Source organism: Undibacterium sp. CY21W (genome assembly GCF_014284265.1).
In the GTDB taxonomy this organism is placed as follows: domain Bacteria; phylum Pseudomonadota; class Gammaproteobacteria; order Burkholderiales; family Burkholderiaceae_D; genus Undibacterium; species Undibacterium aquatile.
This window is the reverse complement of record NZ_JACOGE010000001.1, coordinates 908,518-933,521: the sequence shown is the minus strand read 5'-3', so window position 1 is coordinate 933,521 and position 25,004 is coordinate 908,518. Positions and strand designations below refer to the sequence as shown.

The 25,004-nt window shown below is 51.0% G+C and carries 25 protein-coding genes; 19 read left to right on the top strand and 6 right to left on the bottom strand.

What is annotated here, in order from left to right:
• Nucleotides 1-82 precede the first annotated feature (82 nt).
• From H8K29_RS04150 to H8K29_RS04110, 9 genes are all read left to right on the top strand, one after another.
• Nucleotides 83-1,168, top strand: a complete 1,086-nt coding sequence (locus H8K29_RS04150; protein WP_186896610.1) for an AI-2E family transporter — start codon at nt 83-85, stop codon at nt 1,166-1,168.
• The gene (gene hda / locus H8K29_RS04145; protein ID WP_186884898.1) at nt 1,165-1,839 is read left to right on the top strand and encodes a DnaA regulatory inactivator Hda; all 675 of its coding nucleotides are present in this window, start codon (nt 1,165-1,167) and stop codon (nt 1,837-1,839) included. The genes H8K29_RS04150 and hda overlap by 4 nt, the downstream gene beginning before the upstream one ends.
• Before the next feature lie 17 nt (nt 1,840-1,856).
• Nucleotides 1,857-2,534 (top strand): HAD family phosphatase, encoded by a 678-nt coding sequence (locus tag H8K29_RS04140; RefSeq protein ID WP_186896486.1) that lies wholly within the window; start codon nt 1,857-1,859, stop codon nt 2,532-2,534.
• Nucleotides 2,531-3,898 (top strand): polynucleotide adenylyltransferase PcnB, encoded by a 1,368-nt coding sequence (gene pcnB, locus H8K29_RS04135; RefSeq protein ID WP_186896485.1) that lies wholly within the window; start codon nt 2,531-2,533, stop codon nt 3,896-3,898. Before H8K29_RS04140 ends, pcnB begins: the two co-directional genes overlap by 4 nt.
• Nucleotides 3,898-4,377 carry a 2-amino-4-hydroxy-6-hydroxymethyldihydropteridine diphosphokinase gene (gene folK, locus H8K29_RS04130; protein ID WP_186896609.1) on the top strand — a complete coding sequence of 160 codons (480 nt, stop codon included), beginning with the start codon at nt 3,898-3,900 and terminating at the stop codon, nt 4,375-4,377. The genes pcnB and folK overlap by 1 nt, the downstream gene beginning before the upstream one ends.
• Nucleotides 4,378-4,459: 82 nt before the next feature.
• Nucleotides 4,460-4,807, top strand: a complete 348-nt coding sequence (locus H8K29_RS04125; protein ID WP_186884895.1) for a DMT family protein — start codon at nt 4,460-4,462, stop codon at nt 4,805-4,807.
• A 63-nt stretch (nt 4,808-4,870) separates the two neighbouring features.
• On the top strand, nt 4,871-5,683 hold the full coding sequence (gene panB, locus H8K29_RS04120) for a 3-methyl-2-oxobutanoate hydroxymethyltransferase (protein ID WP_186896484.1): 813 nt from the start codon (nt 4,871-4,873) through the stop codon (nt 5,681-5,683).
• A 9-nt stretch (nt 5,684-5,692) separates the two neighbouring features.
• Nucleotides 5,693-6,400 carry an ABC transporter permease gene (locus H8K29_RS04115; RefSeq protein WP_186896483.1) on the top strand — a complete coding sequence of 236 codons (708 nt, stop codon included), beginning with the start codon at nt 5,693-5,695 and terminating at the stop codon, nt 6,398-6,400.
• Nucleotides 6,397-7,056, top strand: coding sequence for an ATP-binding cassette domain-containing protein (locus H8K29_RS04110; RefSeq protein ID WP_186896482.1), 660 nt, complete (start codon nt 6,397-6,399; stop codon nt 7,054-7,056). The genes H8K29_RS04115 and H8K29_RS04110 overlap by 4 nt, the downstream gene beginning before the upstream one ends.
• Before the next feature lie 26 nt (nt 7,057-7,082).
• Here H8K29_RS04110 and H8K29_RS04105 read toward each other — a convergent pair whose 3' ends face one another.
• The gene (locus H8K29_RS04105) at nt 7,083-7,325 is read right to left on the bottom strand and encodes a TIGR02450 family Trp-rich protein (protein ID WP_255423236.1); all 243 of its coding nucleotides are present in this window, start codon (nt 7,323-7,325) and stop codon (nt 7,083-7,085) included.
• 238 nt (nt 7,326-7,563) lie between these two features.
• On the opposite strand from H8K29_RS04105, the gene H8K29_RS04100 reads away from it, so the two are divergent.
• Nucleotides 7,564-9,738, top strand: coding sequence for an NHL repeat-containing protein (locus H8K29_RS04100; RefSeq protein ID WP_255423258.1), 2,175 nt, complete (start codon nt 7,564-7,566; stop codon nt 9,736-9,738).
• A 16-nt stretch (nt 9,739-9,754) separates the two neighbouring features.
• Here the strand turns inward: H8K29_RS04100 and can are convergent, their stop codons facing one another.
• From can to grpE, 5 genes are all read right to left on the bottom strand, one after another.
• Nucleotides 9,755-10,423, bottom strand: a complete 669-nt coding sequence (gene can, locus H8K29_RS04095; RefSeq protein ID WP_186896480.1) for a carbonate dehydratase — start codon at nt 10,421-10,423, stop codon at nt 9,755-9,757.
• A gap of 117 nt (nt 10,424-10,540) precedes the next feature.
• The gene (locus tag H8K29_RS04090) at nt 10,541-11,149 is read right to left on the bottom strand and encodes a chalcone isomerase family protein (protein ID WP_186884889.1); all 609 of its coding nucleotides are present in this window, start codon (nt 11,147-11,149) and stop codon (nt 10,541-10,543) included.
• A 287-nt stretch (nt 11,150-11,436) separates the two neighbouring features.
• Nucleotides 11,437-12,555 (bottom strand): molecular chaperone DnaJ, encoded by a 1,119-nt coding sequence (dnaJ, locus tag H8K29_RS04085; RefSeq protein WP_186884888.1) that lies wholly within the window; start codon nt 12,553-12,555, stop codon nt 11,437-11,439.
• Between the two features lie 97 nt (nt 12,556-12,652).
• Complete coding sequence (gene dnaK, locus H8K29_RS04080; protein ID WP_186896479.1) at nt 12,653-14,587, bottom strand: molecular chaperone DnaK; 1,935 nt, start codon at nt 14,585-14,587, stop codon at nt 12,653-12,655.
• A gap of 142 nt (nt 14,588-14,729) precedes the next feature.
• Nucleotides 14,730-15,293: a nucleotide exchange factor GrpE gene (gene grpE / locus H8K29_RS04075; RefSeq protein WP_186896478.1), complete on the bottom strand. Its 564-nt coding sequence runs from the start codon at nt 15,291-15,293 to the stop codon at nt 14,730-14,732.
• 323 nt (nt 15,294-15,616) lie between these two features.
• Here grpE and rfbB point away from each other — a divergent pair, with 323 nt between their 5' ends.
• The 9 genes from rfbB (at nt 15,617) to H8K29_RS04030 (ending at nt 24,882) form a co-directional block, all read left to right on the top strand.
• Nucleotides 15,617-16,684 (top strand): dTDP-glucose 4,6-dehydratase, encoded by a 1,068-nt coding sequence (gene rfbB, locus H8K29_RS04070; RefSeq protein WP_186896477.1) that lies wholly within the window; start codon nt 15,617-15,619, stop codon nt 16,682-16,684.
• Nucleotides 16,681-17,577: a glucose-1-phosphate thymidylyltransferase RfbA gene (gene rfbA, locus H8K29_RS04065; protein WP_186896476.1), complete on the top strand. Its 897-nt coding sequence runs from the start codon at nt 16,681-16,683 to the stop codon at nt 17,575-17,577. The genes rfbB and rfbA overlap by 4 nt, the downstream gene beginning before the upstream one ends.
• Before the next feature lie 3 nt (nt 17,578-17,580).
• Nucleotides 17,581-18,126 (top strand): dTDP-4-dehydrorhamnose 3,5-epimerase, encoded by a 546-nt coding sequence (gene rfbC / locus H8K29_RS04060; protein ID WP_186884883.1) that lies wholly within the window; start codon nt 17,581-17,583, stop codon nt 18,124-18,126.
• A complete protein-coding gene (rfbD, locus tag H8K29_RS04055; protein ID WP_186896475.1) occupies nt 18,123-19,028 on the top strand; it encodes a dTDP-4-dehydrorhamnose reductase in 906 nt (301 codons plus the stop codon). The genes rfbC and rfbD overlap by 4 nt, the downstream gene beginning before the upstream one ends.
• Nucleotides 19,029-19,182: 154 nt before the next feature.
• Complete coding sequence (locus H8K29_RS04050; RefSeq protein WP_186896474.1) at nt 19,183-19,968, top strand: glycosyltransferase family 2 protein; 786 nt, start codon at nt 19,183-19,185, stop codon at nt 19,966-19,968.
• On the top strand, nt 19,934-20,920 hold the full coding sequence (locus H8K29_RS04045; protein ID WP_255423235.1) for an SDR family oxidoreductase: 987 nt from the start codon (nt 19,934-19,936) through the stop codon (nt 20,918-20,920). The genes H8K29_RS04050 and H8K29_RS04045 overlap by 35 nt, the downstream gene beginning before the upstream one ends.
• A gap of 7 nt (nt 20,921-20,927) precedes the next feature.
• Nucleotides 20,928-21,488, top strand: a complete 561-nt coding sequence (locus H8K29_RS04040; protein WP_186896606.1) for a sugar transferase — start codon at nt 20,928-20,930, stop codon at nt 21,486-21,488.
• A 10-nt stretch (nt 21,489-21,498) separates the two neighbouring features.
• On the top strand, nt 21,499-23,430 hold the full coding sequence (locus tag H8K29_RS04035) for a nucleoside-diphosphate sugar epimerase/dehydratase (RefSeq protein WP_186896473.1): 1,932 nt from the start codon (nt 21,499-21,501) through the stop codon (nt 23,428-23,430).
• Between the two features lie 75 nt (nt 23,431-23,505).
• Nucleotides 23,506-24,882 carry a phosphomannomutase/phosphoglucomutase gene (locus H8K29_RS04030; protein ID WP_186896472.1) on the top strand — a complete coding sequence of 459 codons (1,377 nt, stop codon included), beginning with the start codon at nt 23,506-23,508 and terminating at the stop codon, nt 24,880-24,882.
• Nucleotides 24,883-25,004 lie beyond the last annotated feature (122 nt).

The window sequence follows — 25,004 nt, the reverse complement described above, 5'->3', positions numbered from 1 at the left end:
TTAACAAAATGACTGCGTATTGACCTATATTTGGGCGATACGTAACAAGCCGACAACTTATTTGCAAGCACACCATCTGAAAATGCCATTTTCTTTTTCGCCAGAACAAAAGCAATCCCTACTCTGGATCCTCGTCGGTGCAGCGTTCCTGCTATTGCTGTCGTTGCTCGGTCCGGTGTTAATGCCATTCATCGTCGCCGCGATACTCGCGTACGTACTCAACCCCTGGGTCGATAAACTGTGTGCGCTGCGATACAAAAATCTGCGTCTGCCGCGCTCAGTGGCAGCCACGCTGTTGATTATTTTCGTCATCGCTGCGGCGTTGGCGATGGTATTGATTATCGTGCCTATCCTGCAAAAAGAAGCGCCGCAGTTACAAGAACAGATACCGCGTTTTTTTGATAAATTCGACCAGATGATTTCGCCGCTTCTGGCGCATTACGGGTTCACCATCCGCCTCGACAGTACCGGAATTAAAGCCTTGCTGACCGAGCAAATGGCTGGCAGCGGCGACGTCATCGGCAAGGCGGTTTTGTCATCGATACGCGTTGGCGGCACTGCCCTGCTCGGTCTGCTGGCGAATTTATTACTGATTCCGATAGTGCTGTTTTATCTGTTGCTGGACTGGCACCCGCTGATTCACAGGATCGCGCATTTCATCCCGCGTCGCTGGGTGCATGGAGCGAACAATGCCGTGAATGAGGTTGACGATATTCTTGCCCAGTATTTGCGCGGACAAATTCTGGTGATGATCGTGCTTGCTGCGTATTATGCGATCGCACTGAGCATCGCCCGTTTCGATCTGGCGCTGCCCGTCGGCATCATCACCGGTTTCCTGGTGTTTATTCCTTATCTCGGCTACGGCATAGGACTGGCGCTCGCCCTGATCGGCGCGGTCTTACAATTTAACGATCTGAGCGGATTAATTTACGTCGGCATTATTTATGGCTTCGGACAATTTTTAGAATCATTCATACTGACGCCACGTCTGGTCGGTGAACGCATCGGCCTGCATCCGCTGACCGTTATTTTTGCGCTGATGGCGTTTGGTCAGTTATTTGGTTTCATCGGTATTCTGGTTGCCTTACCGGCGTCGGCAATTATCTCGGTAGCCGTCAAACATATACGCAGCTCTTACCTGAACAGCCCTTTTTATCGCCAGCCATGAGGCAACTTTTACTCGATCTGGATGCGCAAAAACTGCCATCCCTTGCTACCTTTGTGGTCGGACAAAATGCCGAACTGGCACAATTACTGGGTTTATTCTCGCAACGCATTGCGAGTCAGTATGGCGAGCGCTCGGTCTATATCTGGGGTGAAGCCGGAGCGGGTAAAACCCATCTGCTGCATGCCCTCGCAGATCATCCGGATTCCCGCTACATCCCCGCCAATGCGCCGGAAGAAGCATTTGATTTCAGCGATGAAGTCAGCCTGTACCTGCTTGACGACTGCGAACAATTATCGCCACTGAACCAGATTGCGGCGTTCAATCTGTTTAATGAAGCCAGGGCGCGCGGCGGTTTTCTGGTGGCAGCAGGCAACCATCCGCCGATGATCTTGAATGTGCGCGATGATTTACGTACCCGCTTTGGCTGGGGGCTGATTTATCAGCTCCATGAACTCACCGACGAAGATAAGATAGACGCCTTGGAACGTGCTGCGCAGGCACGCGGCATCCAGTTATCGGCAGGCGTGTTACCCTATCTGATCACGCACTACCGGCGCGACATGAGTTCATTAACCGCGATGCTGGATCAGCTCGATCATTATTCGCTGGTCACCAAGCGCCCGATTACCTTGCCGCTCCTGCGTGAACTGATGCTGCAACAACAGCCCTGAATCCGGAATACAACAGCATGCCCAATATTGCTTTATTTGATCTCGACCACACCCTGATTCCTATCGATTCCGATTATGAATGGGGCCAATTTTTATGCCGCGTCGGCGCGGTCGATGCTGAAGCATTTGCCAAACGGAATGCCGATTTTTTTGCGCAATATCAGGCAGGCACTTTGGATCCGGTGGAGTATCTGGAATTTGCACTCGGCACGCTGGCACAATTTCCACGCAAGAAAATCGACGAGCTGCATCAGCAGTTCATGCAGGAAGTCATACAGCCTGCCTTGTTACCGGCCGCGTTTGATTTACTGAAAAAACATCAGGATCAGGAAGACCTGATCGCGATTATCACGGCGACCAATCGCTTTGTCACCGCACCGATTGCACAGGCATTGGGAGTGCCGCATTTACTGGCTGCCGAGCCTGAGCTCGATGCTGCCAACAATATCACTGGTAAACTGCTGGGCGTGCCGACTTCGGGCGCGGGCAAAGTCATCCATTTACAGGACTGGTTAGCAAAACAAGAAAAACAACTCAGCGATTTTGGCAGCAGCCATTTTTACAGCGACTCCCATAACGATATCCCTTTACTCGAGGTCGTGACACATCCTGTCGCCACCAATCCGAATGCCAGATTGAGAGCACATGCGCTGGCAAAAGGATGGCCTCAAATCCAGCTGTTCGACAAACAATGATCAAGAAATTTATTCGCAAAATACTCGGCGTGAAAAGCGCCCCGGAAGCTACCGTAGCTGCCGTCAGCAATCGCAAGCCAACTGTGCTGAGCGCGAAAGAGCATGGCATCAATCCGCAACTGGTGTCGGCGAACGCGATTCGCGTGACGCAGACCTTGCAGGAAAATGGTTTCAAGGCATTCATCGTTGGCGGTGCGGTACGTGATCTGCTGACTGGCGTAAAACCGAAAGATTTCGACATCGCCACCAACGCCACGCCAGAACAAGTTAAACGCCTGTTCCGGCGCGCCTTTATCATTGGCCGTCGTTTCCAGATCGTGCACGTGATGTTCGGTCAGGATTTGCTTGAAGTCACGACCTTCCGCGGCCCATCCAACGATGCAGCACCAAAGGATGAACATGGTCGCGTACTGCGTGACAATACCTTTGGCGAGCAGCACGAAGATGCGGCGCGACGCGATTTCACCATCAATTCGATGTACTACGATCCGGCCTCGCAAACGGTGCTCGATTACCACGGCGGCATCAAAGATATCCGTAAAAAAATCCTGCGCATTATCGGCGTACCGGAAGCGCGTTACCGCGAAGACCCTGTACGTATGCTGCGCGTGGTGCGCTTTGCCGCAAAATTACAATTTACGATAGACCCAGCTACGCAGGCACCGATCGCGGTGATGGCGCCGCTGATCAATAACGTGCCGGCAGCACGCGTCTTCGATGAAATGCTGAAATTGCTGACCAGCGGCCATGCCATGGCGTGTCTGCAGGAACTGCGCAAAGAAGGCCTGCATCACGGCCTGATGCCTTTGCTGGATGTGGTGCTGGAACAGCCTATGGGTGAGAAATTCATCACGCTGGCGCTGGCGAATACCGATGAACGCATACAACAGGGTAAACGCGTTTCACCAAGTTTCCTGTTCGCCTCGCTGTTGTGGCATCAGGTACTGGAAAAATGGGAAGCCTACAAGGCAGCCGGAGAATTTCCGATTCCGGCACTGCATCTGGCGGCCGACGATGTGTTGAATACGCAAACAGATGCACTCGCGATTCAACGCAAAATCGGCGCCGATATGCGCGATATCTGGGCAATGCAGCCGCGCTTCGAAAAGCGGGTGGGCAAAACGCCGTACAAGATGCTAGAACATCAGCGCATGCGGGCAGCCTATGATTTCCTGTTGCTACGTTGTGCCTCGGGCGAGATCGATGCCGAGATCGGCGAATGGTGGACTGCCTTCATCAATGGCGATGCCGATGAACGTGAACGCCTGATTAACAGCAAACCGAAAACCCCGGCGGGTGCCAGTGCAGCGAAAAAGCGCAAACCACGGCGCCGTGCGCCACGTAAGGCGGCAGCGCAGGAATGATGCTGGCTTACATCGGTATCGGTGCGAATCTGGGCGATGCACAGGATACGGTGCGGCAAGCCATCGCCCGCCTTGGCCAGATTCCGGCAACGCAGTTGCAACGCGCCTCGTCGCTGTACAGCAGCGCGCCAATTGATTCCAGCGGTGACGATTACGTGAATGCCGTGGCGGCCATCGCCACCGGCCTGAGCGCCGTTGATTTATTACTGGCCTTGCAGGAAATCGAGCAGGCATTTGGTCGTGAGCGTCCTTACCGTAACGCCCCGCGCACGCTGGATCTGGATTTGCTGTTATATGCGGATCAGCAGATCGCGACAGAGCAACTGAGCGTGCCGCATCCGCGCATGACAGAACGTGCATTTGTGCTGCTACCGTTGCTGGAAATCGCAGCGGAAATCGATATCCCCGGTCAGGGTCAGGCACAGACCTTTGTCGCCGGGGTCGCACAGCAGGCTATTTTCAGGTTACCGGCGGGCTAAATCGGTTTAAATATACTCCCCCCAGTATTTTTTAAGCCCCTTTAAAATCAAGGACATTAAGCCATTTTTACGGGATACTCCCATGCAAATACCAGTTATCGTACAAACTGCCGGCTTGTTAACGCTGTCAAACGTCTTCATGACCATCGCCTGGTACGGGCATCTGAAGAATTTATCCAGCAAAACCTGGTGGATCGCTGCGCTGATCAGCTGGAGCATTGCGCTGTTCGAATACCTGCTGCAAGTACCGGCGAATCGTATCGGTTACACTCAGTACAGTCTGGCGCAGCTCAAAATTTTGCAGGAAGCGCTGACGCTGATCGTATTCGTGCCGTTTGCGATGTTCTATATGGGACAACCATTCAAACTCGATTATGTCTGGGCAGGTTTATGTCTGGTCGGCGCGGTTTATTTTATTTTCAGGAATTAGGGCGCGAGCGCCTGATGACGCTGTCAGCAACAAGTCCTGACAGCTTTACCTTTGGAGAAACACATGGCGGAATATTTGCAAGACCGTAAAGCAGTCAGCATTCCCGGCTTAATGTCTATGCGTGAGCAAGGCAACAAAATCACGATGCTGACTTGCTACGATGCCAGCTTTGCCTCATTGATGGACAGATGCGGCGTCGAAGTATTGCTGATCGGCGACTCGCTTGGCATGGTCTGTCAAGGACATCAATCCACGCTGCCAGTGACGATTGCCGACATTGCCTACCACACCGCATCTGTTGCACGCGGCAATCAGAAAGCGCTGATCGTGGCCGACATGCCGTTCGGCAGCTATGCCACACCGGAAGCCGCATACAACAATGCCGTGCCGCTGATACAGGCCGGCGCACAGATGGTGAAACTCGAAGGCGGAACCTGGTTGCTGCCCGTCATACAATTTTTAACTGAGCGCGCGATTCCGGTCTGCGCGCATCTGGGGCTGACGCCACAATCCGTGCATCAGCTCGGCGGTTATAAAGTCCAGGGTAAAACCACTGCCGCCGCCGATTTACTCAAAGCAGAGTCACTCGCAGTGCAAGCGGCCGGCGCCACTTTGCTGGTACTCGAAGCGATTCCTGCCGCTCTCGGCAAAGAGGTCACCGACTCGTTGACGATTCCGACCATCGGTATCGGTGCCGGTGCGGATTGTTCAGGTCAGGTGCTGGTGATGCACGATTTACTCGGCGTTTTCCCTGGGCGCAAAGCGCGTTTTGTGAAAAATTTCATGGAAGGTCAGACCAGTATTGATGCGGCAGTGACGGCATATGTCGCGGCGGTGAAGGATCAGTCTTTCCCCGGACCAGAACACTGCTTCTGATTTTAATTTATGAATATCAGCATCGCGATTCAGGACGCGTTTTCCCTCTTGTTCAGCGGCGATGAAACGCTGTGGAATATTGTCTGGGTATCGCTGAAAACTTCACTGGTCGGTTTAGCCTTTGCAACGCCACCGGCGCTGCTGCTCGGCTATGCCATTGCGAGCCACGCGTTTCCTGGCCGCCGTATCGCGATCTGGCTGGTGCAGGCCGCCCTGTCGCTGCCGACGGTGCTGATTGGTTTATTGCTGTATCTGCTGTTAAGCCGTCAGGGCTTGCTCGGCTCATGGCATTGGTTGTTCAGCCAGACCGGCATCATTGCGGGTCAGGCCGTCATCGCATTTCCAGTCCTGACCGCATTCACCCTGAGCGCGGTGCAATCGGCCGACCCGCGACTGGCGGAAACCGCGATCACGCTGGGCGCGAATCGCCGCCAGGTAATGTGGACGGTGCTGCATGAAGTGCGTTTCGGCGTGATGGCGGCGCTGATCAACGGTTTTGGACGTGTCTTATCCGAAGTCGGCTGCGCCATGATGGTCGGCGGTAATATCGCCGGTGAAACCCGTACCATTACAACGGCCATCGCCCTCGAAACCAGTAAAGGTGAATTTGCGCAGGGCATTGCGCTCGGCATGGTCTTGATTGCACTGGCCTTGGTCATGAATGCGGCGCTGATGCTGTTGCAGGGCGACACCCGGAATGCGGAGCAACTGCAATGAGTACACTCTTACAAGTACGCGGTTTGCGCAAATCGTTCGGGCAGCGGCACCTGCTCGACATCGCCGAACTGAACATCGAACAATCGCGCGCTTATGTGCTGACGGGCATGAATGGCAGCGGTAAAAGTACGCTGCTACGCATACTCTCAGGACTCGAGCAGGCGCAGATAGACGAAGTGAAATACCTGGATAACGCAACGACGTTTGCGCCGTATCCGCGCCACTTACGTACCGACATCGTTTATGTGCACCAACACCCGGTGATGTTTTCCGGCACGGTTGCCGAAAACATCGCCTACGGTTTGCGTTTAAGAAAAGCGGAGAATATTGAAAAGCAAGTCGCGCTCGCGATGTGTTGGGCAGGCATACTGCATCTCAGTGATCACGATGCGCGGCATTTATCCGGCGGTGAAAAACAAAGAGTGGCGCTGGCGCGTGCCAAAGTGCTGGAGCCACGTTTACTATTGCTGGACGAGCCAACCGCCAATCTGGATGGCGAAGCGCGGGAACAGGTGATCGCCCTGATCCCGACGCTGACACAGGCGGGCAGCAGCGTGGTGGTGGTTTGCCACGACCGCGAACTGATCGCCCTGCCCGACATGCATAGACTGAAATTACGCGACGGCAAACTGGAACTCCGCACTACGGGCACATAAGCACGAAGTCAGAGTCAGCGTTAGTTTCAGTGCCAGCCCCGTTTCCACAGGCGCTCATCCTGTGATTCGCGCCACGGAATCTGACGCACCTCTTTGCTGTACACCGCTTCGATTTCGATCAACTCTGGCGGTACATCAGACAACGCGGCTGACTCAGGCTGAATCACTTTACTGACAATGAAATGCTTTTGCTTCGCGACGACTTGTACCGCCGTCCATTTCGACAATAATAGCTTTTTCGGTTGCAGGCTGATTTTCATCGTTTTCATCTCATCTGGTCGCAATAAGGGATTAATTTCAAGCGTCCCATATAGCATGCGCCTGCTGGCACGAAATGCCGCCAGAAGCCAATGCGAATGCTGATATTGGGTAGCGCTATTTACAAAATCAGACTGCATTCTGGCATGAATTTTCGTCTGTCGTTGCCAGCGCCGAATGGCTGGTGATCTGCAGGTAAATACGCTAAGCTGCGACACTCATATACCCATATTGGAATCTCAGGTGGCAATGCATTTCTCGAAACCAGCACTGATCACAACGCTGGTGATTACTCTGCTGCTTGGCAGCGCTGCTTACTTTTTCTCACCATTCTCCGGCAATCAACACCGTGACAGCCTGATGGCAAACATCGGCAAAAAACTGATAGGAAAGCCGCGACTACAGCCAACGTCCACCGACTGGCATCCGTATGTGTTACGTTTCGCTGGCGATGGCACTGCGGGAAAACGTGACGGTGCGGCATTGCAGGCACGTTTTGCTGACCCTTTCGGCATGGTGCAGGATCAGGAAGGCAATCTGTATATCACTGATGCCGCCGACAACAATGTAATACGCCGTATCGCCCCCGATGGTCAGGTCAGCGTCTATGCCGGGGGCAAAGAAGGTTTCGCCGATGGCGAACTTATGCAGGCTGCTTTCAATACACCTTCCGGCATCGCCATCGATAAACAGGGCAATCTGTATGTCGCCGATACCGGCAATCATGCGATACGCAAAATCTCCAGCCAGGGACTAGTCACAACACTGGCAGGCAACGGGCAAGCCGGTGATCGTGATGGTGATGGCACTTCGGCGCAACTGAACGCACCTCTGGCCGTCGCTGTTGATGCCGATGGCAACGTCTATGTAGCTGACACCTATAACGATAAAATTCGCCGCATATCGACCGACGGTAAAGTCAGCACCATCGCTGGCGGTAAGCAAAATGGTTTGCTGGATGGCGCTGCCAGCGATGCCTTATTCGATACGCCGTCTGGCATTGCAATCAACTCGCACAAGGATCTGATCATCGCCGATACGCGCAATAACGCGATTCGTAAACTGACGCAGACGGGTATGGTCAGCACGCTGCAGCAATCCGCCACCAATGATAAAAATGCGCTGATGCGCCGCCCGGTCGGGCTGGCCATCACGCATGATGATCACGTTTATATCGGAGAAAGTGGCGAAGGCCGGATTTTGCATCTGACGCCAGACGGCATACTCAGAGGCGTCACAGGCATCGATGTTGATTTTGTCGCCGGTGACGAGAAGGTTTTACGGCTATCTTCACCAAGCGGTTTGCTGGTGACACCAACCGGTGAAGTCATGGTCGCAGATTCAGCCACCACATCGATATACCGGCTGACATCAGAGCAGCCAGCCACGCCGGAGCAAAGCAGATTTCCTGTCGCCAACCTAAACCTACAAACGATGTTTGCCGGTCAGACTTTTCCGTGGCCCTTAAAGCCATTTCAAGCAGCACACGAAGTGGTCGGCACAATGGGAGAGGTGCGTGGAAAAACGGATGGTGAAGCGCGCGATCATTTTCATAGCGGGCTTGATATACAAGGCAATCTCGGCGCGACCGTGTATGCCGTTGCCGACGAAAAGGTGCGTCATCCTGTCACTGCATGGGGATTTGGCACGCTGAATGAAGGAATCAATATCGATCATTTTTCTTACATCCACATGAAAGCAGGACGCGACCACGACAATCTGCTGATCGATGCCCGGCGCTTTCAGATTCTGAATGATATGCAGGGAAAGCCAGCTGCAGTCAGAATTCCGCGCGGAACAAAATTTAAAACCGGGGATGCTTTAGGTAGTATCAACCGCATGTACCATGTCCATCTGAATTACAGCCTCGGCAGCGGCGAAATCAATCCCTTGGCCTTGCCGTTCCCCGGCTTTAAAGATGAAACAGAACCGGTGATTGAGTCGATACAAATCACAGACGATCAGGGACAACCGCTGAAACGAAAACAGGATAATCGCCTCCTCATCCCACGCCAGAGCCCGCCATTGAATCTGCTTGTCGATGCGTATGACCAGAGCGATGACAATCTGTCGCGCAGACGACTGGGCTTATACAAGATAGGCTATCAATTCCTGCATGCGAATGGCAAAGCTGTCGCCGGTTATGAGCAAGCATTGATGACGATAGAATTTAATCAGTTACCGCCTGATCGCTCGTCTGTCAAAGTCGCCTATGCAGATGGCAGCGGTATTACCGTGCATGGCAACGCCAAAACCCGCTTTTTGTATCAGGCCAGTAATGTCGTGCGTGACGGTTATGCCAGAAATGCTCACCTGCCTGTAGAAAAACTGGCTGCCGGTGATTATATTCTGCGGATTTTTGCCGCAGACTATGCCGGCAACATGGCCAGATCTGGACGCGATCTGGCCATCAGAATTGAATGAAGCGGATATATGTTGTTCAGTCCTGATACCGGGTCAGACTCTCGGCAAACTGGGTGGCGAGCATTTCCGGTGAACTGACCGCCATTCCCAGTGGATTTAATAAGCCATCCTGAATGCCATAGACCCAGCCGTGCACAGTCAGTGTCTGGCCGCGTTCCCACGCATCCTGAATCACGGTGGTCTGGCACAGATTGACGACTTGTTCGATCACGTTCAGTTCGCACAAGCGGTCTGCGCGCTGTTTTGTATTCAGTGTTTCACCAAGATAGCGCTCATGCTTCTGATGTACATCCTGTACGTGACGCAGCCAGTTATCGGCCAGACCGACACGCCGCCCGGTCATTGCAGCATGTACGCCTGAGCAACCATAATGACCGCAGATGATAATGTGTTTGACGCCCAGAATATCGACTGCAAACTGCAGCACAGAGAGGCAATTTAAATCTGAATGAACGACAACGTTGGCGATATTTCTGTGTACAAATAACTCACCAGGTAACAGCCCCAGCAATTCATTGGCAGGGACCCGGCTGTCAGAGCAGCCTATCCACAGATATTCAGGATTTTGCTGGGCTGCGAGTTTTTTAAAAAAATCAGCATCCCGATTGGAGATTGCCTGCGCCCATTGACGATTATTTTCAAATAACTGTTCCGGAGTTAATTCGGCACGATTTTTCTCGGTCATCATCCTGTCCTGATATTGAAAACAGGCGTGATTCTAACCTTTATGCAGGTAAGCTGCATAAACAGAAAAAGCCATACCCAGGCAGGTACGGCTTTCTCTGTTTCAGATCAAGGTAAATTAACGATACATATTTCTGTCGTCAGGCTCAGCCAGCATCGCTTTCTTCAAGCCGCTGTCAACGGGTTTTTCACCTAACCAGATGCGCAGCAATGCGTTGTTAAATCCGATGTCAGGGTAAGGTTCACCCATTTTTTTTCCATTTAAATACACCACCGTACCAACGCCGGGAACCCAGTCGTTCACCATGACATCCCCTTTTTTCAATTCAGGAACGGATGCAAACAACTCGCCGAAACGAAGAAACTGCGAAGTGAATTTCACTTTTTCTGCTTTGTCTGTATTTTGTTGTATACCTTGCATAAAGCCGCGGCCAAAATCTTCGTTACTGAGATCGCGCAGCATCACTATCGTGACCCGACGCGGGCCTTGCGAAGCAAGTACTTCAGGTACGGTATTTTTCTTGTCTTTAAGGTACAAGCCTGCTGCGTACACTTTGAAAATAGCTTTGTAACGGATCCCGGCTCCATTCAGTTTCAGATCGGTGTTTGCAACATGCACCGTATCTTCAAATTTGGCACCCGCTATATCCACGGTACCGGCATTTGCTGTACTGAGCAGGGTCAGACCCAGCCCGGCTAACCAACATTTATATTGATTCCAACGCATTTTTGTCTCCTGTTGATATTTTATTGATTCCAGATTGATCAGGCTTGGCTGATAAGATGCTGTCGCTGATAAATCCGGGCACCGCTACTTATAATGTAGTTTTTATATTGGCTCTTTAGCTTAACCGATTCCCGGGCGTATCGTCAGCGCTGATTTTGGAGTCCGCTCTCTAATTTAGCGGTAAATTTATCCGCCTGATGCCTGCATCTAAATACCGATCTCCGACAACACGGGAAGTAAACGTTAAAAAGCCCCGTTCAACATCAACGGGGCTTTTTTTAGCAAAATTATTCAAAGAATTTTTTTACTTTATCCATCCAGGTTTTACTTTGGGGGTTGTGCTTCGCCCCACCTTCTACCGTCAACTGCTCAAAATCTTTCAACAACTGCTTTTGCTTTTCAGTCAGCTTGACTGGCGTTTCTATCACAACGTGACAGAACAAGTCGCCAGCATAACCCGAACGTACGCCCTTCACGCCTTTGCTGCGCAAACGGAAAGTTTTACCTGACTGCGTTCCTTCCGGTACAGTGAACGATGCTTTGCCACTCAGCGTAGGTACTTCAATCTCGCCGCCCAAAGCTGCTTTCACAAAGGAAATTGGAATTTCGCAATGCAGATCGTCGCCTTCACGCTGAAATACCGGATGCTGCTTGATATGTATCTCTACATACAAATCACCCGGAGGCCCGCCGTTGACGCCAGGCTCACCATTGCCCGATGAACGGATACGCATGCCATCATCTATCCCTGCTGGAATTTTGACTTCCAGTGTTTTATTGCGTTTGATGCGACCAACACCTGAGCAAGCGGTACATGGATCAGGAATCATTTTCCCTGTGCCATGACACTTAGGACAGGCTTGCTGGATACTGAACAAACCTTGCTGCATCCGTACCTGACCGTGTCCGCCACAAGTGGTACATGTTACTGGTGACGTACCGGGTTTTGCGCCGGAGCCGTGGCAAGTATCGCACTCATCCCAGCTAGGCACACGTATCGTCGTATCAAATCCGTTAGCGGCCTGTTCGAGTGTGATCTCGAGGTTATATCGCAAATCAGCACCGCGATAAACTTGTGGTCCGGCACTACGACGACCACCGCCAAAAATATCACCAAAAATATCGCCGAACGCATCAGCAAAACCGCCTGCACCGCCGCCACCGCCGCCACCCATATTCGGATCAACACCGGCATGACCGTAACGGTCGTAGGCATCCCGTTTCTGGCTGTCGGAAAGCATCTCGTAAGCCTCTTTGGCTTCTTTGAATTTCTCTTCGGCAGACTTATTATCCGGATTACGATCCGGATGGTACTTCATTGCCAGCTTGCGATAAGCCTTTTTAATTTCGTCTTCTGAAGCGTTTTTACCGACGCCGAGAATTTCATAAAAATCACGCTTCGCCATCTCTTGTTAACCTCTGTATTAAGCGCAAACGCCGGGCCAGCAACGCAAGCGCGAGCCACCCGGCGAGTGATGACGGGCAAGCCCGTCAGACTGGGAATTACTTATTGTCTTTCACTTCTTTGAAGTCTGCATCGACAACATCGTCATCTTTAGCTTTTGCATCAGCGTCCGCAGTACCGCCCGCTGCACCAGCCGCAGCTTGCTGAGCCTGCATATCCGCATAGACTTTTTCGCCCAACTTCTGAGCCGCTGTCGTCAAAGCACCAAGCTTAGTATCGATCTCAACTTTGTCGCCGGTTTTCAACACATCTTCCAACTCTTTGATCGCAGCTTCGATTTTTTCTTTCTCGCCTGCGTCCAGTTTGTCGCCATGTTCAGCCAGCGCTTTTTTGGTTGAGTGCACCAATGCATCACCCTGATTGCGGGACTCAGCCAGTTCTTTGACCTTTTTGTCTTCTTCCGCGTTCAGTTCAGCATCTTTCACCATTTTCTGAATTTCTTCTTCAGTCAAACCGGAGTTTGCTTTAATGGTGATCTTGTTTTCTTTACCGGTTGCTTTGTCTTTTGCACCTACATGCAAAATACCATTCGCATCGATATCGAACGTGACTTCAATTTGTGGTGTGCCACGTGCTGCTGGTGGAATACCTTCCAGATTGAATTCGCCCAGACCTTTATTACCGGCAGCAATCTCACGTTCACCCTGGAACACTTTGATCGTTACCGCAGGCTGATTATCATCTGCTGTCGAAAACACCTGACTGAACTTAGTCGGGATGGTCGTGTTTTTCTGTATCATCTTCGTCATCACGCCGCCCAGAGTCTCGATACCCAGCGACAATGGTGTCACGTCCAGCAACAACAGATCTTTACGATCGCCAGACAATACAGAACCCTGAATTGCTGCACCGACCGCTACTGCTTCGTCTGGATTCACGTCTTTACGTGGCTCTTTACCGAAGAACTCTTTAACCAGTTCCTGAACCTTAGGCATACGGGTCATACCACCAACCAGAATGATGTCGTCGATATCTGATACTTTAACGCCAGCATCTTTAATCGCCAGACGGCAAGGTTCGATGGTTTTCTTAACCAGCTCTTCGACCAGCGCTTCCAGTTTGGCGCGCGTGATTTTCAAGTTCAGATGCACCGGTGCGCCATTCGCCATCGCGATATATGGCTCATTGATTTCAGTTTGCTGTGCGCTTGACAGTTCAATTTTTGCACGCTCAGCAGAAGCCTTGATACGTTGCAAAGCGATAGGATCTTTGGACAAATCCAGACCATTAATCGTTTTGAATTCTGTGATGATGTAATCAATGATACGTTGATCGAAATCTTCACCACCGAGGAAGGTATCGCCGTTAGTCGACAACACTTCAAACTGCATTTCGCCATCAACGTCTGCAATTTCAATAATAGAAACGTCGAAAGTACCGCCACCAAGGTCATACACAGCAATCTTACGATCGCCTTTTTCTTTTTTATCCAGACCGAACGCCAATGCGGCAGCCGTTGGTTCGTTGATGATACGTTTCACATCCAGACCAGCGATACGGCCTGCATCTTTCGTTGCCTGACGTTGCGCATCGTTGAAATAAGCAGGAACGGTAATGACCGCTTCTGTCACTTCTTCACCGAGGTAGTCTTCGGCAGTCTTTTTCATTTTGCGCAAAACTTCAGCGGAAATCTGTGGTGGCGCTAATTTTTTATCGCGCACAGAAACCCACGCATCACCATTGTCTGCTTTGGAAATCGTGTAAGGCATCAGGCTGATGTCTTTTTGCACTTCTTTTTCTTCAAATTTACGGCCAATCAGGCGTTTGACCGCAAATAAAGTGTTTTTCGGATTTGTCACTGCCTGACGTTTTGCAGAGGCGCCGACCAGAATCTCGCCGTCTTCCTGATACGCGATAATCGATGGTGTCGTGCGTGCACCTTCTGCATTTTCAATCACTTTCGGCTGGCCGCCTTCCATGATTGCAACGCAAGAGTTGGTTGTACCCAAATCAATACCAATCATTTTTCCCATGATATTTCCCTTAGAATGTAGATTTTATTTGTCAATGTTGGTGAGTCGGTCTGAATTTAGCAGCAAAACCAACTCGTCTGTTCCGGATATAAGGTAAAAAACCCGCTTTTCAAGCGTTTTATGCGGTTTTTTTACGTTTTTCTTACTTTCCTTGCGCAACGGTCACTAAAGCCGGGCGCAAAAGACGATCAGCAATCGTGTAGCCTTTTTGCAGTACAGTCACGATAGTGTTGGCCTCTTGCTCTGCCGGAACCATAGAGACAGCCTGATGTTTAGTCGGATCAAGTTTTTCCGCCTGCGCCGGATTCACTTCCAGCAAGCGATTTTTTTCAAATGCAGAATTCAATTGCTTCAGCGTAATTTCCACGCCTTCTTTTAAAGAATCAATGGATGGCGTTTCCACTTTCAAGGCCATTTCCAGACTGTCTTTGACGGGCACCATTGCTTCAGCAAAACCTTCTATCGCAAATTTATGTGCTTTCGCGATATCTTCCTGCGCACGGCGACGGATATTTTCACCATCAGCTTTGGCGCGCATAAAAGCATCCTGCAGCTCAGCAACCCGCGCTTCTAACTCAGCAATTTTTGCTGCTGCGTCATTCGCTGGATCATTTTGCTGCTCTACAACAGTCTCCGCAGTGGCAACTTCAGCGCTCTCAACTGCAGTAGCAGGGTTTTCAGCCTGATGATTTTCTTGTTCTTGCATCCTGTTTCTCCATTCAAATACACGTTACACCTGTAAATAGGGCTGATTTTGATTATTTCAAGGGATACCTGGCGCCCTAAATCGACGATTCATATCGCAAAAAGGCACACCAAACATTAAAAATAAAGAAACTCAGTACAAACAAAATAGCAAAGCACAGCCCAAAGAGAGACAAATGATTATCTGGAATGTCAAAATTTTATTAAAAATGGTTATTACCAAAATTGCAGCGTTAAATCATCACAAAATAGACCGATTGAGGGCTTATCTCAAGTAAAATTAAAGGTTGGGTATTAAACAAGCAATTCAGACAGGGGTTAGTTATGATTTTCGTCACAGGCGGCGCTGGATTTATCGGCGCTAATTTTGTATTAAGTTGGCTGGCACAATCTGATGAGACAGTGCTCAATTATGACAAACTGACTTATGCTGGCAATTTAAACAATCTTACAAGCTTACGTCACGATAACCGGCATATTTTCGTCCAGGGTGACATCTGTGACGGCGACAAACTGACAGCATTGTTTGCAGAACATAAGCCACGTGCGATCGTGCATTTTGCGGCAGAAAGCCATGTAGATCGCTCGATTCATGGTCCGGCAGCTTTCGTCACAACCAATGTTAATGGCACGTTCAGCCTGTTAGAGGCTGCGCGGGCTTACTGGAATTCACTCGAAGTTCAGGAAAAAAACGATTTCCGTTTTCTGCATGTATCCACCGATGAAGTGTATGGAACGCTGGGTCCGGAAGATCCGCCATTCAGCGAAACAACTGCTTACGCGCCGAACAGCCCGTATTCTGCATCGAAAGCAGCATCCGATCATCTGGTTCGCGCTTATCACCATACTTATGGCATGCCAGTCTTAACGACGAACTGCTCGAATAACTATGGTCCTTATCATTTTCCGGAAAAACTGATTCCGCTGATTATTACCAACGCCCGCGCAGGTAAAGACTTGCCGGTGTATGGCGATGGTCAGCAAGTGCGCGACTGGCTGTTTGTGACAGATCATTGTGCAGCAATCCGCCGCGTCCTTGAAGATGGACGCCTGGGCGAAACCTACAACGTCGGAGGCTGGAACGAACAGACCAATCTCAGTGTCGTTCACACGATTTGCGATTTATTAGACGAGTTGCAACCCAAGGCGCAAGGAAGTTACCGCGATCAGATCAAACATATCACTGACCGCCCGGGTCACGATCGCCGCTACGCTATTGATGCGCGCAAAATCGAACGCGAACTCGGCTGGAAACCGGCTGAAACGTTCACGACTGGCCTGCGTAAAACAGTGGAATGGTATCTCGCCAATGATGCGTGGGTCGCGCAGGTACAATCCGGCGATTACATGAAATGGGTAGATCTGCAATACAGTAACAAGGAACAAGCATGAGTTTTACATCAAGTACCCGCAAAGGCATTATTCTGGCCGGTGGTTCCGGCACACGCCTCTACCCGGTCACACAGGCAATCTCCAAACAACTGCTGCCGGTATACGACAAACCGATGATTTATTACCCGCTGACATCGCTGATGCTGGCAGGTATTCGCGACATTCTGATTATCTCGACACCGCAAGATACGCCACGTTTTTCTGAGTTGCTTGGCGACGGTTCGCAATGGGGTATTAATCTGCAATATGCAGTGCAACCGTCACCTGATGGTCTGGCGCAAGCGTTCATTATCGGCAAAGAATTTATCGGCAATTCTCCTTCTGCGTTGATTCTGGGCGACAACATCTATTACGGCCACGATTTCGAACCGCAATTACGCAATGCCGATGCCAAAAATCAGGGCGCAACCGTGTTTGCTTACCACGTGCATGATCCTGAACGCTATGGCGTGGTTGATTTTGACGCTAACAAACAAGCACTCAGCATCGAGGAAAAACCAGCAAAACCCAAGTCAAATTACGCCGTGACTGGCTTGTATTTTTATGATCAGCAAGTCTGCGATATCGCCGCCAACATCAAACCATCACCACGCGGCGAACTGGAAATTACCGATGTCAATAACGTTTATCTGAAACAAGGCGAGTTAAACGTCGAACTGATGGGACGTGGCATGGCATGGCTCGATACCGGCACCCACGAATCTTTACTGGAAGCAGGTCAGTTTGTCGCGACGATAGAAAAGCGCCAGGGCTTGAAAGTCGCCTGCCCTGAAGAAATCGCCTTCCGCCGTAACTACATCAGCGCCGCGCAGCTCGAAACGCTGGCACAGCCGCTGAAGAAAAATGAGTACGGCCGCTATTTGTTGAACCTCTTAGAAAAAAAGACGTTTTAAACCATGAAAGCTATTCCTACCAATCTGCCAGAAGTCATGATCATAGAACCGAAAGTATTCGGTGACGAACGTGGTTTTTTCTTTGAGAGCTTCAATGCGAAAAAGTTTGCTGAACTGACGGGTGTCGATGTTGAATTTGTTCAGGACAACCATTCACTCTCAGCAAAAAATATCCTGCGCGGCCTGCACTATCAAATCAAACAGGCGCAGGGAAAACTGGTGCGCGTAGTGACCGGCGAAGTGTTTGATGTGGCTGTTGATATCCGCAAAAGCTCACCACGCTTCGGCCAGTGGACCGGTGTCGTTCTGTCCGCAGAAAATCAACGTCAGCTCTGGATCCCGCCTGGCTTTGCACATGGTTTTGTTGTGCTCAGCGATAAAGCGGAATTCCTCTATAAAACCACAGATTACTGGGCGCCGGAATACGAACGCTCATTGCAATGGAATGATCCTGCAATTGGTATTGAATGGCCGATTCAGGGCGAACCGGTCATGTCTGCTAAAGATCAGCAAGGAAAACTGCTCGCTGATGCCGAGGTATTTGAATGAAGATTTTATTGACCGGCGTCACGGGACAGCTGGGCCATACTTTACAGCAGCAACTCAGTACGCAGCATGAAGTGATCGCCCCTGATCGCAGCCAGCTTGATTTAAGCGATGCGGCTGCGATTACTGCATATGTTGATGCAATACAGCCAGATCTGATTATCAATCCGGCCGCCTATACCGCAGTCGATAAAGCAGAATCAGAAACTGAATTAGCAGAAGCGATCAATGTGACAGCGCCAGCGGCCTTTGCTGCGGCAGCAAAAAAGCACAATATTGGTCTGATTCACTATTCGACAGATTACGTCTTTGACGGCAGTCTGCGCGATACCCAAGCCGGTTTAAAAAGTTATACAGAAACAGAAGCCACCCATCCGCTGAATGTATATGGCGCAACGAAACTGGCAGGCGAGCAAGCCATTATCGCCAGTGGCTGTCGTCACCTGATTTTCCGCACCAGCTGGGTCTATTCGCGCTTCGGTAAAAATTTCCTGTTGACGATGTTACGGTTGGCGAATGAACGTGACGAACTGCGTATCGTCAACGATCAATGGGGCGCCCCCACATCGGCTAAAGCCATCAGCGACGCTACTTGTCAGATTCTGGCACAACTGCTGGCCGCACCGGATAGCGCACAATGGTGGTCGCAATATCAGGGTTTATATAATCTGACGACAACCGGACACACGAGCTGGTGTGGCTTTACCGAGGAAATTCTGCGTCAGGCGGCTAGCCGTGGTTTGCTGAACAAGCCAGCACCCGTTGTGCATGGAATTCCTGCCAGCGAATACCCGACACCAGCAACAAGACCGGTCAATTCCTGTCTGAACACAGATAAAATCAGCCGCACTTTCGGATTGACGTTGCCATCGTGGCAAACGGCGTTGACGGATAGTCTGGCATAGATACTGGTAAGGAATAGTTCATCGCGGGCAAAGCGAATGCTGTTACTCTGTACGCCAACACAGCAATCGCATACGCCGCGCGTCGTGACAGCACAGTAAAGCAGATGCCAGCAAGCATGTCCTCACACCCAAATATGAATGGAATCGTTCACTTATGATTCATGTTGCCATCATCAGTCATGGACATGAAGATCTGCTGATCTCAACCCGGCTGGGCGGATTACTCGGCCAGCATGACGATATCCATCTGTGGCTGAAAGATAATCTGCCATCCGCAAAATTAAAAGACTACTGCCACCAGCACGGTGTCTCTTACACCGATGCCTCTCCGGGGCTGGGCTTCGGTGCGAACAATAATTTTCTGTTCCGGCAAATACAAAATAGTGTCGGCTTGCGCTCAGGTGACATATTCGTCGTCATGAATCCGGATATTTCCATTACCCCGGATACGCTCAGACAACTGGTTGAAGAAATGCAGCGTGATCAGTTTCCACTGGCAACCCTGAATCTGTTTAAAGATGAAAATCACCTCAGGACTGATGCGAATATCCGTTTGTTTCCGGATTTTCTTTCGCCATTGCGTATGGCCGTCGTACGCTCGCTGACGCAGGCCTACGATAAAGAAAAAATCACAGCGCCGTTTCATGCAGACTGGGCTTCGGGCGCGTTTTTAGCATTCGATGCGCGCCATTACGAAGCGCTGCAAGGGTTCGATGATCGCTATTTTATGTATTTTGAAGATGTCGATCTTTGCTATCGCTCGTATCTGATGTTGGGAAAAGGTGTGCGTTATTACCCGCAACTGCTGGCAGTCCATTTTGCGGCACATAAAAACCGCAGTCTGTTGTCGCCCCACGCGAATTGGTTTATCCGCAGTTTTCTGAAATTTTTATCGCGTAAATATTTTGTCTATTCACGCCGGACAACTGGCGCGCGCTAACATGGTTCAGCGTATCTTCATTACCGGTGCGAGTGGATTTGTCGGGCAGGCAGTCGCCAGATATTTTCTCGCACAAAATCGCCCACTGATCTGCCCTAGCCGTCAGCCGCTCAGCTATCAATCCCCACTGATGGCAAACCCGCTGATTCCGGAGCTTTCTCCTGATCTCGACTGGTCTGCTCATTTGCATGAGATTGACGCGGTGATTCATTGCGCGGCCCGTGTGCATGTGATGCACGAGTCCGCGGCTGATCCGCTGGCCTTGTTCCGTCGCGTTAATGTCGACGCCACGCTGGCTCTGGCCAGACAAGCGGCAGCGGCGGGAGTGCGCCAGTTTATTTTTATCAGTTCCGTCAAAGTCAACGGCGAGCTGACGCAACCGGGAAAACCGTTCAGCGAAAAAGATGTATCCCTTGCCGAAGACCCGTACGGCATATCGAAGTGTGAAGCAGAAATTGCCCTGTTGCAGCTGGGTGAGCAAACCGGCATGGCAGTGACGATCATCCGGCCACCGCTGATCTATGGGCCAGGCGTGAAAGCGAATTTTTTAAGCATGCTGCGCTGGGTTAAAAAAGGCATACCGCTGCCGCTGGCCAGCACCAGAAACAAACGCAGCTTTGTTTATCTCGGCAATCTGATCAGTCTGATCGATACCTGCCTGCATCACCCGCATGCGGGGCAAGAAATTTTTCTGGTCTCAGATGGTCAGGATTTATCGACCGCTGAATTATTGCAGGCGTGCGCCAAAGCCTTGCAGGTGCCATCACGCTTGCTGCCGTGTCCACCGTCTTTACTCACGCTGGCGGCGACGCTGGCCGGAAAAAAATCTGTTGCTGATCGCCTGTGTTTATCATTGCAAGTCGATATCACCAAAGCGAGAACATTGCTAGGCTGGACTCCGCCCTATACTGTGGAACAGGGACTGGCCGCTACCGTGACACAATTACCATAACACTATGTTGAAACGTTGCTTTGACCTGCTGCTCGCTGTATGTGCCACACTCATATTGCTGTTGCCCATACTGATCACCGCCTTGTGCGTGAAGCTGACTTCGCGCGGCCCTGCCGTTTACTGGTCGGATCGTGTTGGCAAGAATAATGTCATTTTCAAGATGCCGAAATTCCGCAGCATGCGCATAGACACGCCCGCAGTTGCCACGCACTTGTTGAATAACCCGGATCAGTATCTGACGCCGATAGGTTCGTTCCTCAGAAAATCGAGTCTGGATGAATTGCCGCAACTGTGGAGTATCCTGAATGGCGATATGAGTTTCGTCGGTCCACGTCCGGCGCTGTACAATCAGCATGATCTGATTGCCTTACGTACTGAAAAAAACGTCCACACCATTCCGCCCGGCTTAACGGGCTGGGCGCAGGTTAACGGTCGTGATGAATTGCCGATTCCGGTGAAAGTGGAACTGGATGCCTATTATCTGCAACATCAGTCATTTCTGCTGGATATGCACATATTGCTGATGACCTTTTTCAAGGTTTTACGTCGCGACGGCATTACGCATTAGGACAAACTTCATGCTGCAAACGCTACTCCATCTCCCCCGCCTGCAGAAGCAAATCATGGCCGCTGCGCTTGATGCGCTGTGTCTGCCGCTGATCTTCATACTGGCGATCTGGTTACGTTACGATGGTTTTAACGCCGAATTGTTCCGGCATTATTTCTGGTTAATCGTTTCTATCCCTGTTGTCTCCATCCCGATTTTTATCCGCATCGGTTTGTACCGTGCAGTGATTCGTTTTATCGATCAGAAAATTATCAGCGTGATTTTTATCGGTGCCTGCACGTCAGTTCTGCTGTTGGCCTTCATCGGCGTGATGCTGCACATCATGCCGATTTCACGCGCGATCTTCGGCTTTTTCTGGGCCGGTTCTATCCTCTATCTCGGTGCCAGCCGTTTTCTCGCACGCAGCTGGTTTCTGCGCGCCGATATGGCAGACAACGTGATTCATGTCTGCATTTACGGCGCAGGAAAAGCCGGGGCGCAACTCGCTACGGCATTGCGGGCTGGCGGTGAACATATCTGCGTTGCGTTTATTGATGACAACGAAAAAAAGCACCGCTCAACGATCGCTGGTATCCAGATTTACAGCCCGGCAGAAATTGATGCGCTGGTAGTGAAACTGGGGATCAAACAGATTCTGTTGGCGATACCCTCGGCCAGTAAAACCCGGCAAAAGCAGATACTGAATCAGCTCGAACATCTGAAGTTGAAAATTAAAGTCACGCCTTCCATACAAAGTCTGGTCAATGGCGAACTGCGTGTTCAGGATGTGCGCGATGTTGAAATTGAAGATTTGCTGGGCCGCGATCAGGTCGAGCCGGATGCCCGTTTACTGAGTACCTGCATCACCGGCAAACATGTGTTGGTCACCGGCGCGGGCGGCTCTATAGGTTCAGAACTGTGCCGCCAGATTCTGCGTCAGCGTCCCAAAAAGCTGGTGTTACTGGAAATGTCCGAATACGCTTTATATGCGATCGAACATGAATTGCTGTCGCTACGCGCACAGCTTCATCTTGATGTCGAGATACTGCCGTTTCTCGGTACCGTGCTTGATGCTGCCAAGCTCGACAGAATTTTTGCCGCCTGCAATATTGACACGCTGTATCACGCCGCTGCTTACAAACACGTACCGCTGGTCGAACACAATCCGGTCGAAGGCATACGCAATAATGTATTCGGCACGCTAGCAGTGGCGCAAGCGGCGATCAAGGCGAAAGTGGCTAATTTCGTGCTCATTTCCACTGATAAAGCCGTGCGTCCTACGAATGTCATGGGTACCAGCAAACGGCTTGCAGAATTAATTTTGCAGGCGTTTTCGCATGGTCAGCACAGCACGCGTTTTTGTATGGTGCGCTTTGGCAATGTGCTGGGCTCGTCAGGCTCAGTCGTGCCGCTGTTTCGCAAACAAATCATGGCAGGCGGCCCGATTACTTTGACGCATCCTGAAATCACCCGCTATTTCATGACCATCCCTGAAGCGGCGCAACTGGTGTTGCAGGCAGGTGCGATGGGTGAAGGCGGCGATGTGTTTGTGCTCGATATGGGTGAACCGGTACGCATTATCGATCTGGCGCGCCGCATGGTGCATCTGAGCGGGCTGGAAGTGAAATCAGAAACTACGCCGCAGGGAACGATAGAGATACAGCACGTCGGCCTGCGTCCCGGTGAAAAACTGTACGAAGAACTGCTGATCGGCGACAACGTTGAAGGCACCAGCCACCCGCTGATTATGCGCGCGCAGGAAAATGAAATTCCCTGGGAGCAATTAAGCCGTGCTCTGAATGAGCTTGAGCAAGCCTGCACCGCATTTGACTATGAACAAATACGTACGCTGTTGTTAAAAACGGTGGCAGAATACCAGCCGCAATGCGGTATCGAAGATCTGATCTGGCAGACATCTCATGCCAATTCAGGCAGCATGACCGACGTCAAAGTTCTGCATTAAGTCCTGCATTAAGTTCTGCATTAAATAGCTATTTACAATTTCCGTCATCACTTCATTTTGATCAGCAAGGTTGCTATGTCTCTACTTTCCCCTAGCATTTTCAAGGCTTATGATATTCGCGGCATTATCGGCAAAACGCTCGATGCTGATGTTGCTTACCTGATTGGTCAGGCATTCGGCAGCGCCGCCGTTGCCAAAGGTGAAAAGACCGTCGTGATTGGCCGTGATGGTCGCTTGTCCGGCCCCGATCTGATCACCGCACTCGCCAATGGTTTGCAATCCACCGGCGTCGATGTGATCGACCTCGGCGTCGTCGTCACTCCAATGGTGTATTTCGGCACCAATGTGCTGGGTGCGACATCCGGCATCATGGTCACCGGCAGCCATAATCCACCGGATTACAACGGCTTCAAAATGGTGCTCGCCGGTGAAGCGATTTATGGCGACGCGATTCTGGCCTTGTATCAGACCATACTGAAAAAAGAATTTGCTCAGGGCAGCGGTAACTACCGTACCCACGATATCAGAGCGGCCTATCTTGAACGCATTATCGGCGACGTTAAACTGGCGCGCCCGATCAAAATCGCCGTCGATTGCGGTAACGGTGTGGCCGGTGCGTTTGCGGCAGATCTGTATCGCGGCATAGGTTGCGAAGTGATCGAGTTGTTCTGCGAAGTCGATGGCAACTTCCCGAATCACCATCCCGACCCGGCTCACGCTGAAAACCTGCAAGACCTGATACGCTGTCTGCAAACGACCGATGCCGAAATCGGCTTGGCTTTTGATGGCGATGGCGACCGCCTCGGTGTCGTGACGAAAGACGGACAGATCATTTACCCTGATCGCCAGTTGATGCTGTTTGCCGAAGATGTGCTGACACGCAATCCCGGCGCACAGATTCTGTATGACGTCAAATGCACGCGCCATATCGCACCGTGGGTCAAAGCGCGCGGCGGTGTGCCGCTGATGTGGAAAACCGGGCATTCGCTGGTGAAAGCGAAATTGCGTGAAACCGGGTCACCGCTTGGCGGCGAAATGAGCGGTCATATTTTCTTCAAAGACCGCTGGTATGGTTTTGATGACGGCTTGTACGCCGGTGCCCGTTTGCTGGAAATTCTGAGCCGTGTTGCGGACATGACCGCGACCCTGAATGATTTGCCGCAATCCGCCTCAACGCCGGAACTGCAACTGAAATTAGCGGAAGGTGAGAATTTCACACTCATCGCCGCAATGCAGGCGAATGCCAATTTCCCGGGTTCCGATGAAATCATCACGATTGACGGTCTGCGGGTTGAATATCCGGATGGCTTCGGTCTGGCACGCTCTTCGAATACGACACCGGTGATCGTGATGCGTTTTGAAGCAGAAACACCCGCCGCGCTGGCACGCATACAAGCGGCGATGAAACAGGCGGTGTTGGCGGTGAAACCGGATGCGGTGTTACCGTTTTAAGGGGCTACCTGCATTCACTGGTCTGAGCATGAGCTGTGAATGCAAAAAAGACCTTTAAAATGCCCTAAATATACTCCCCCCAGTATTTTCTACAGCCCAATGTTTATAAGGACATGAAGGCA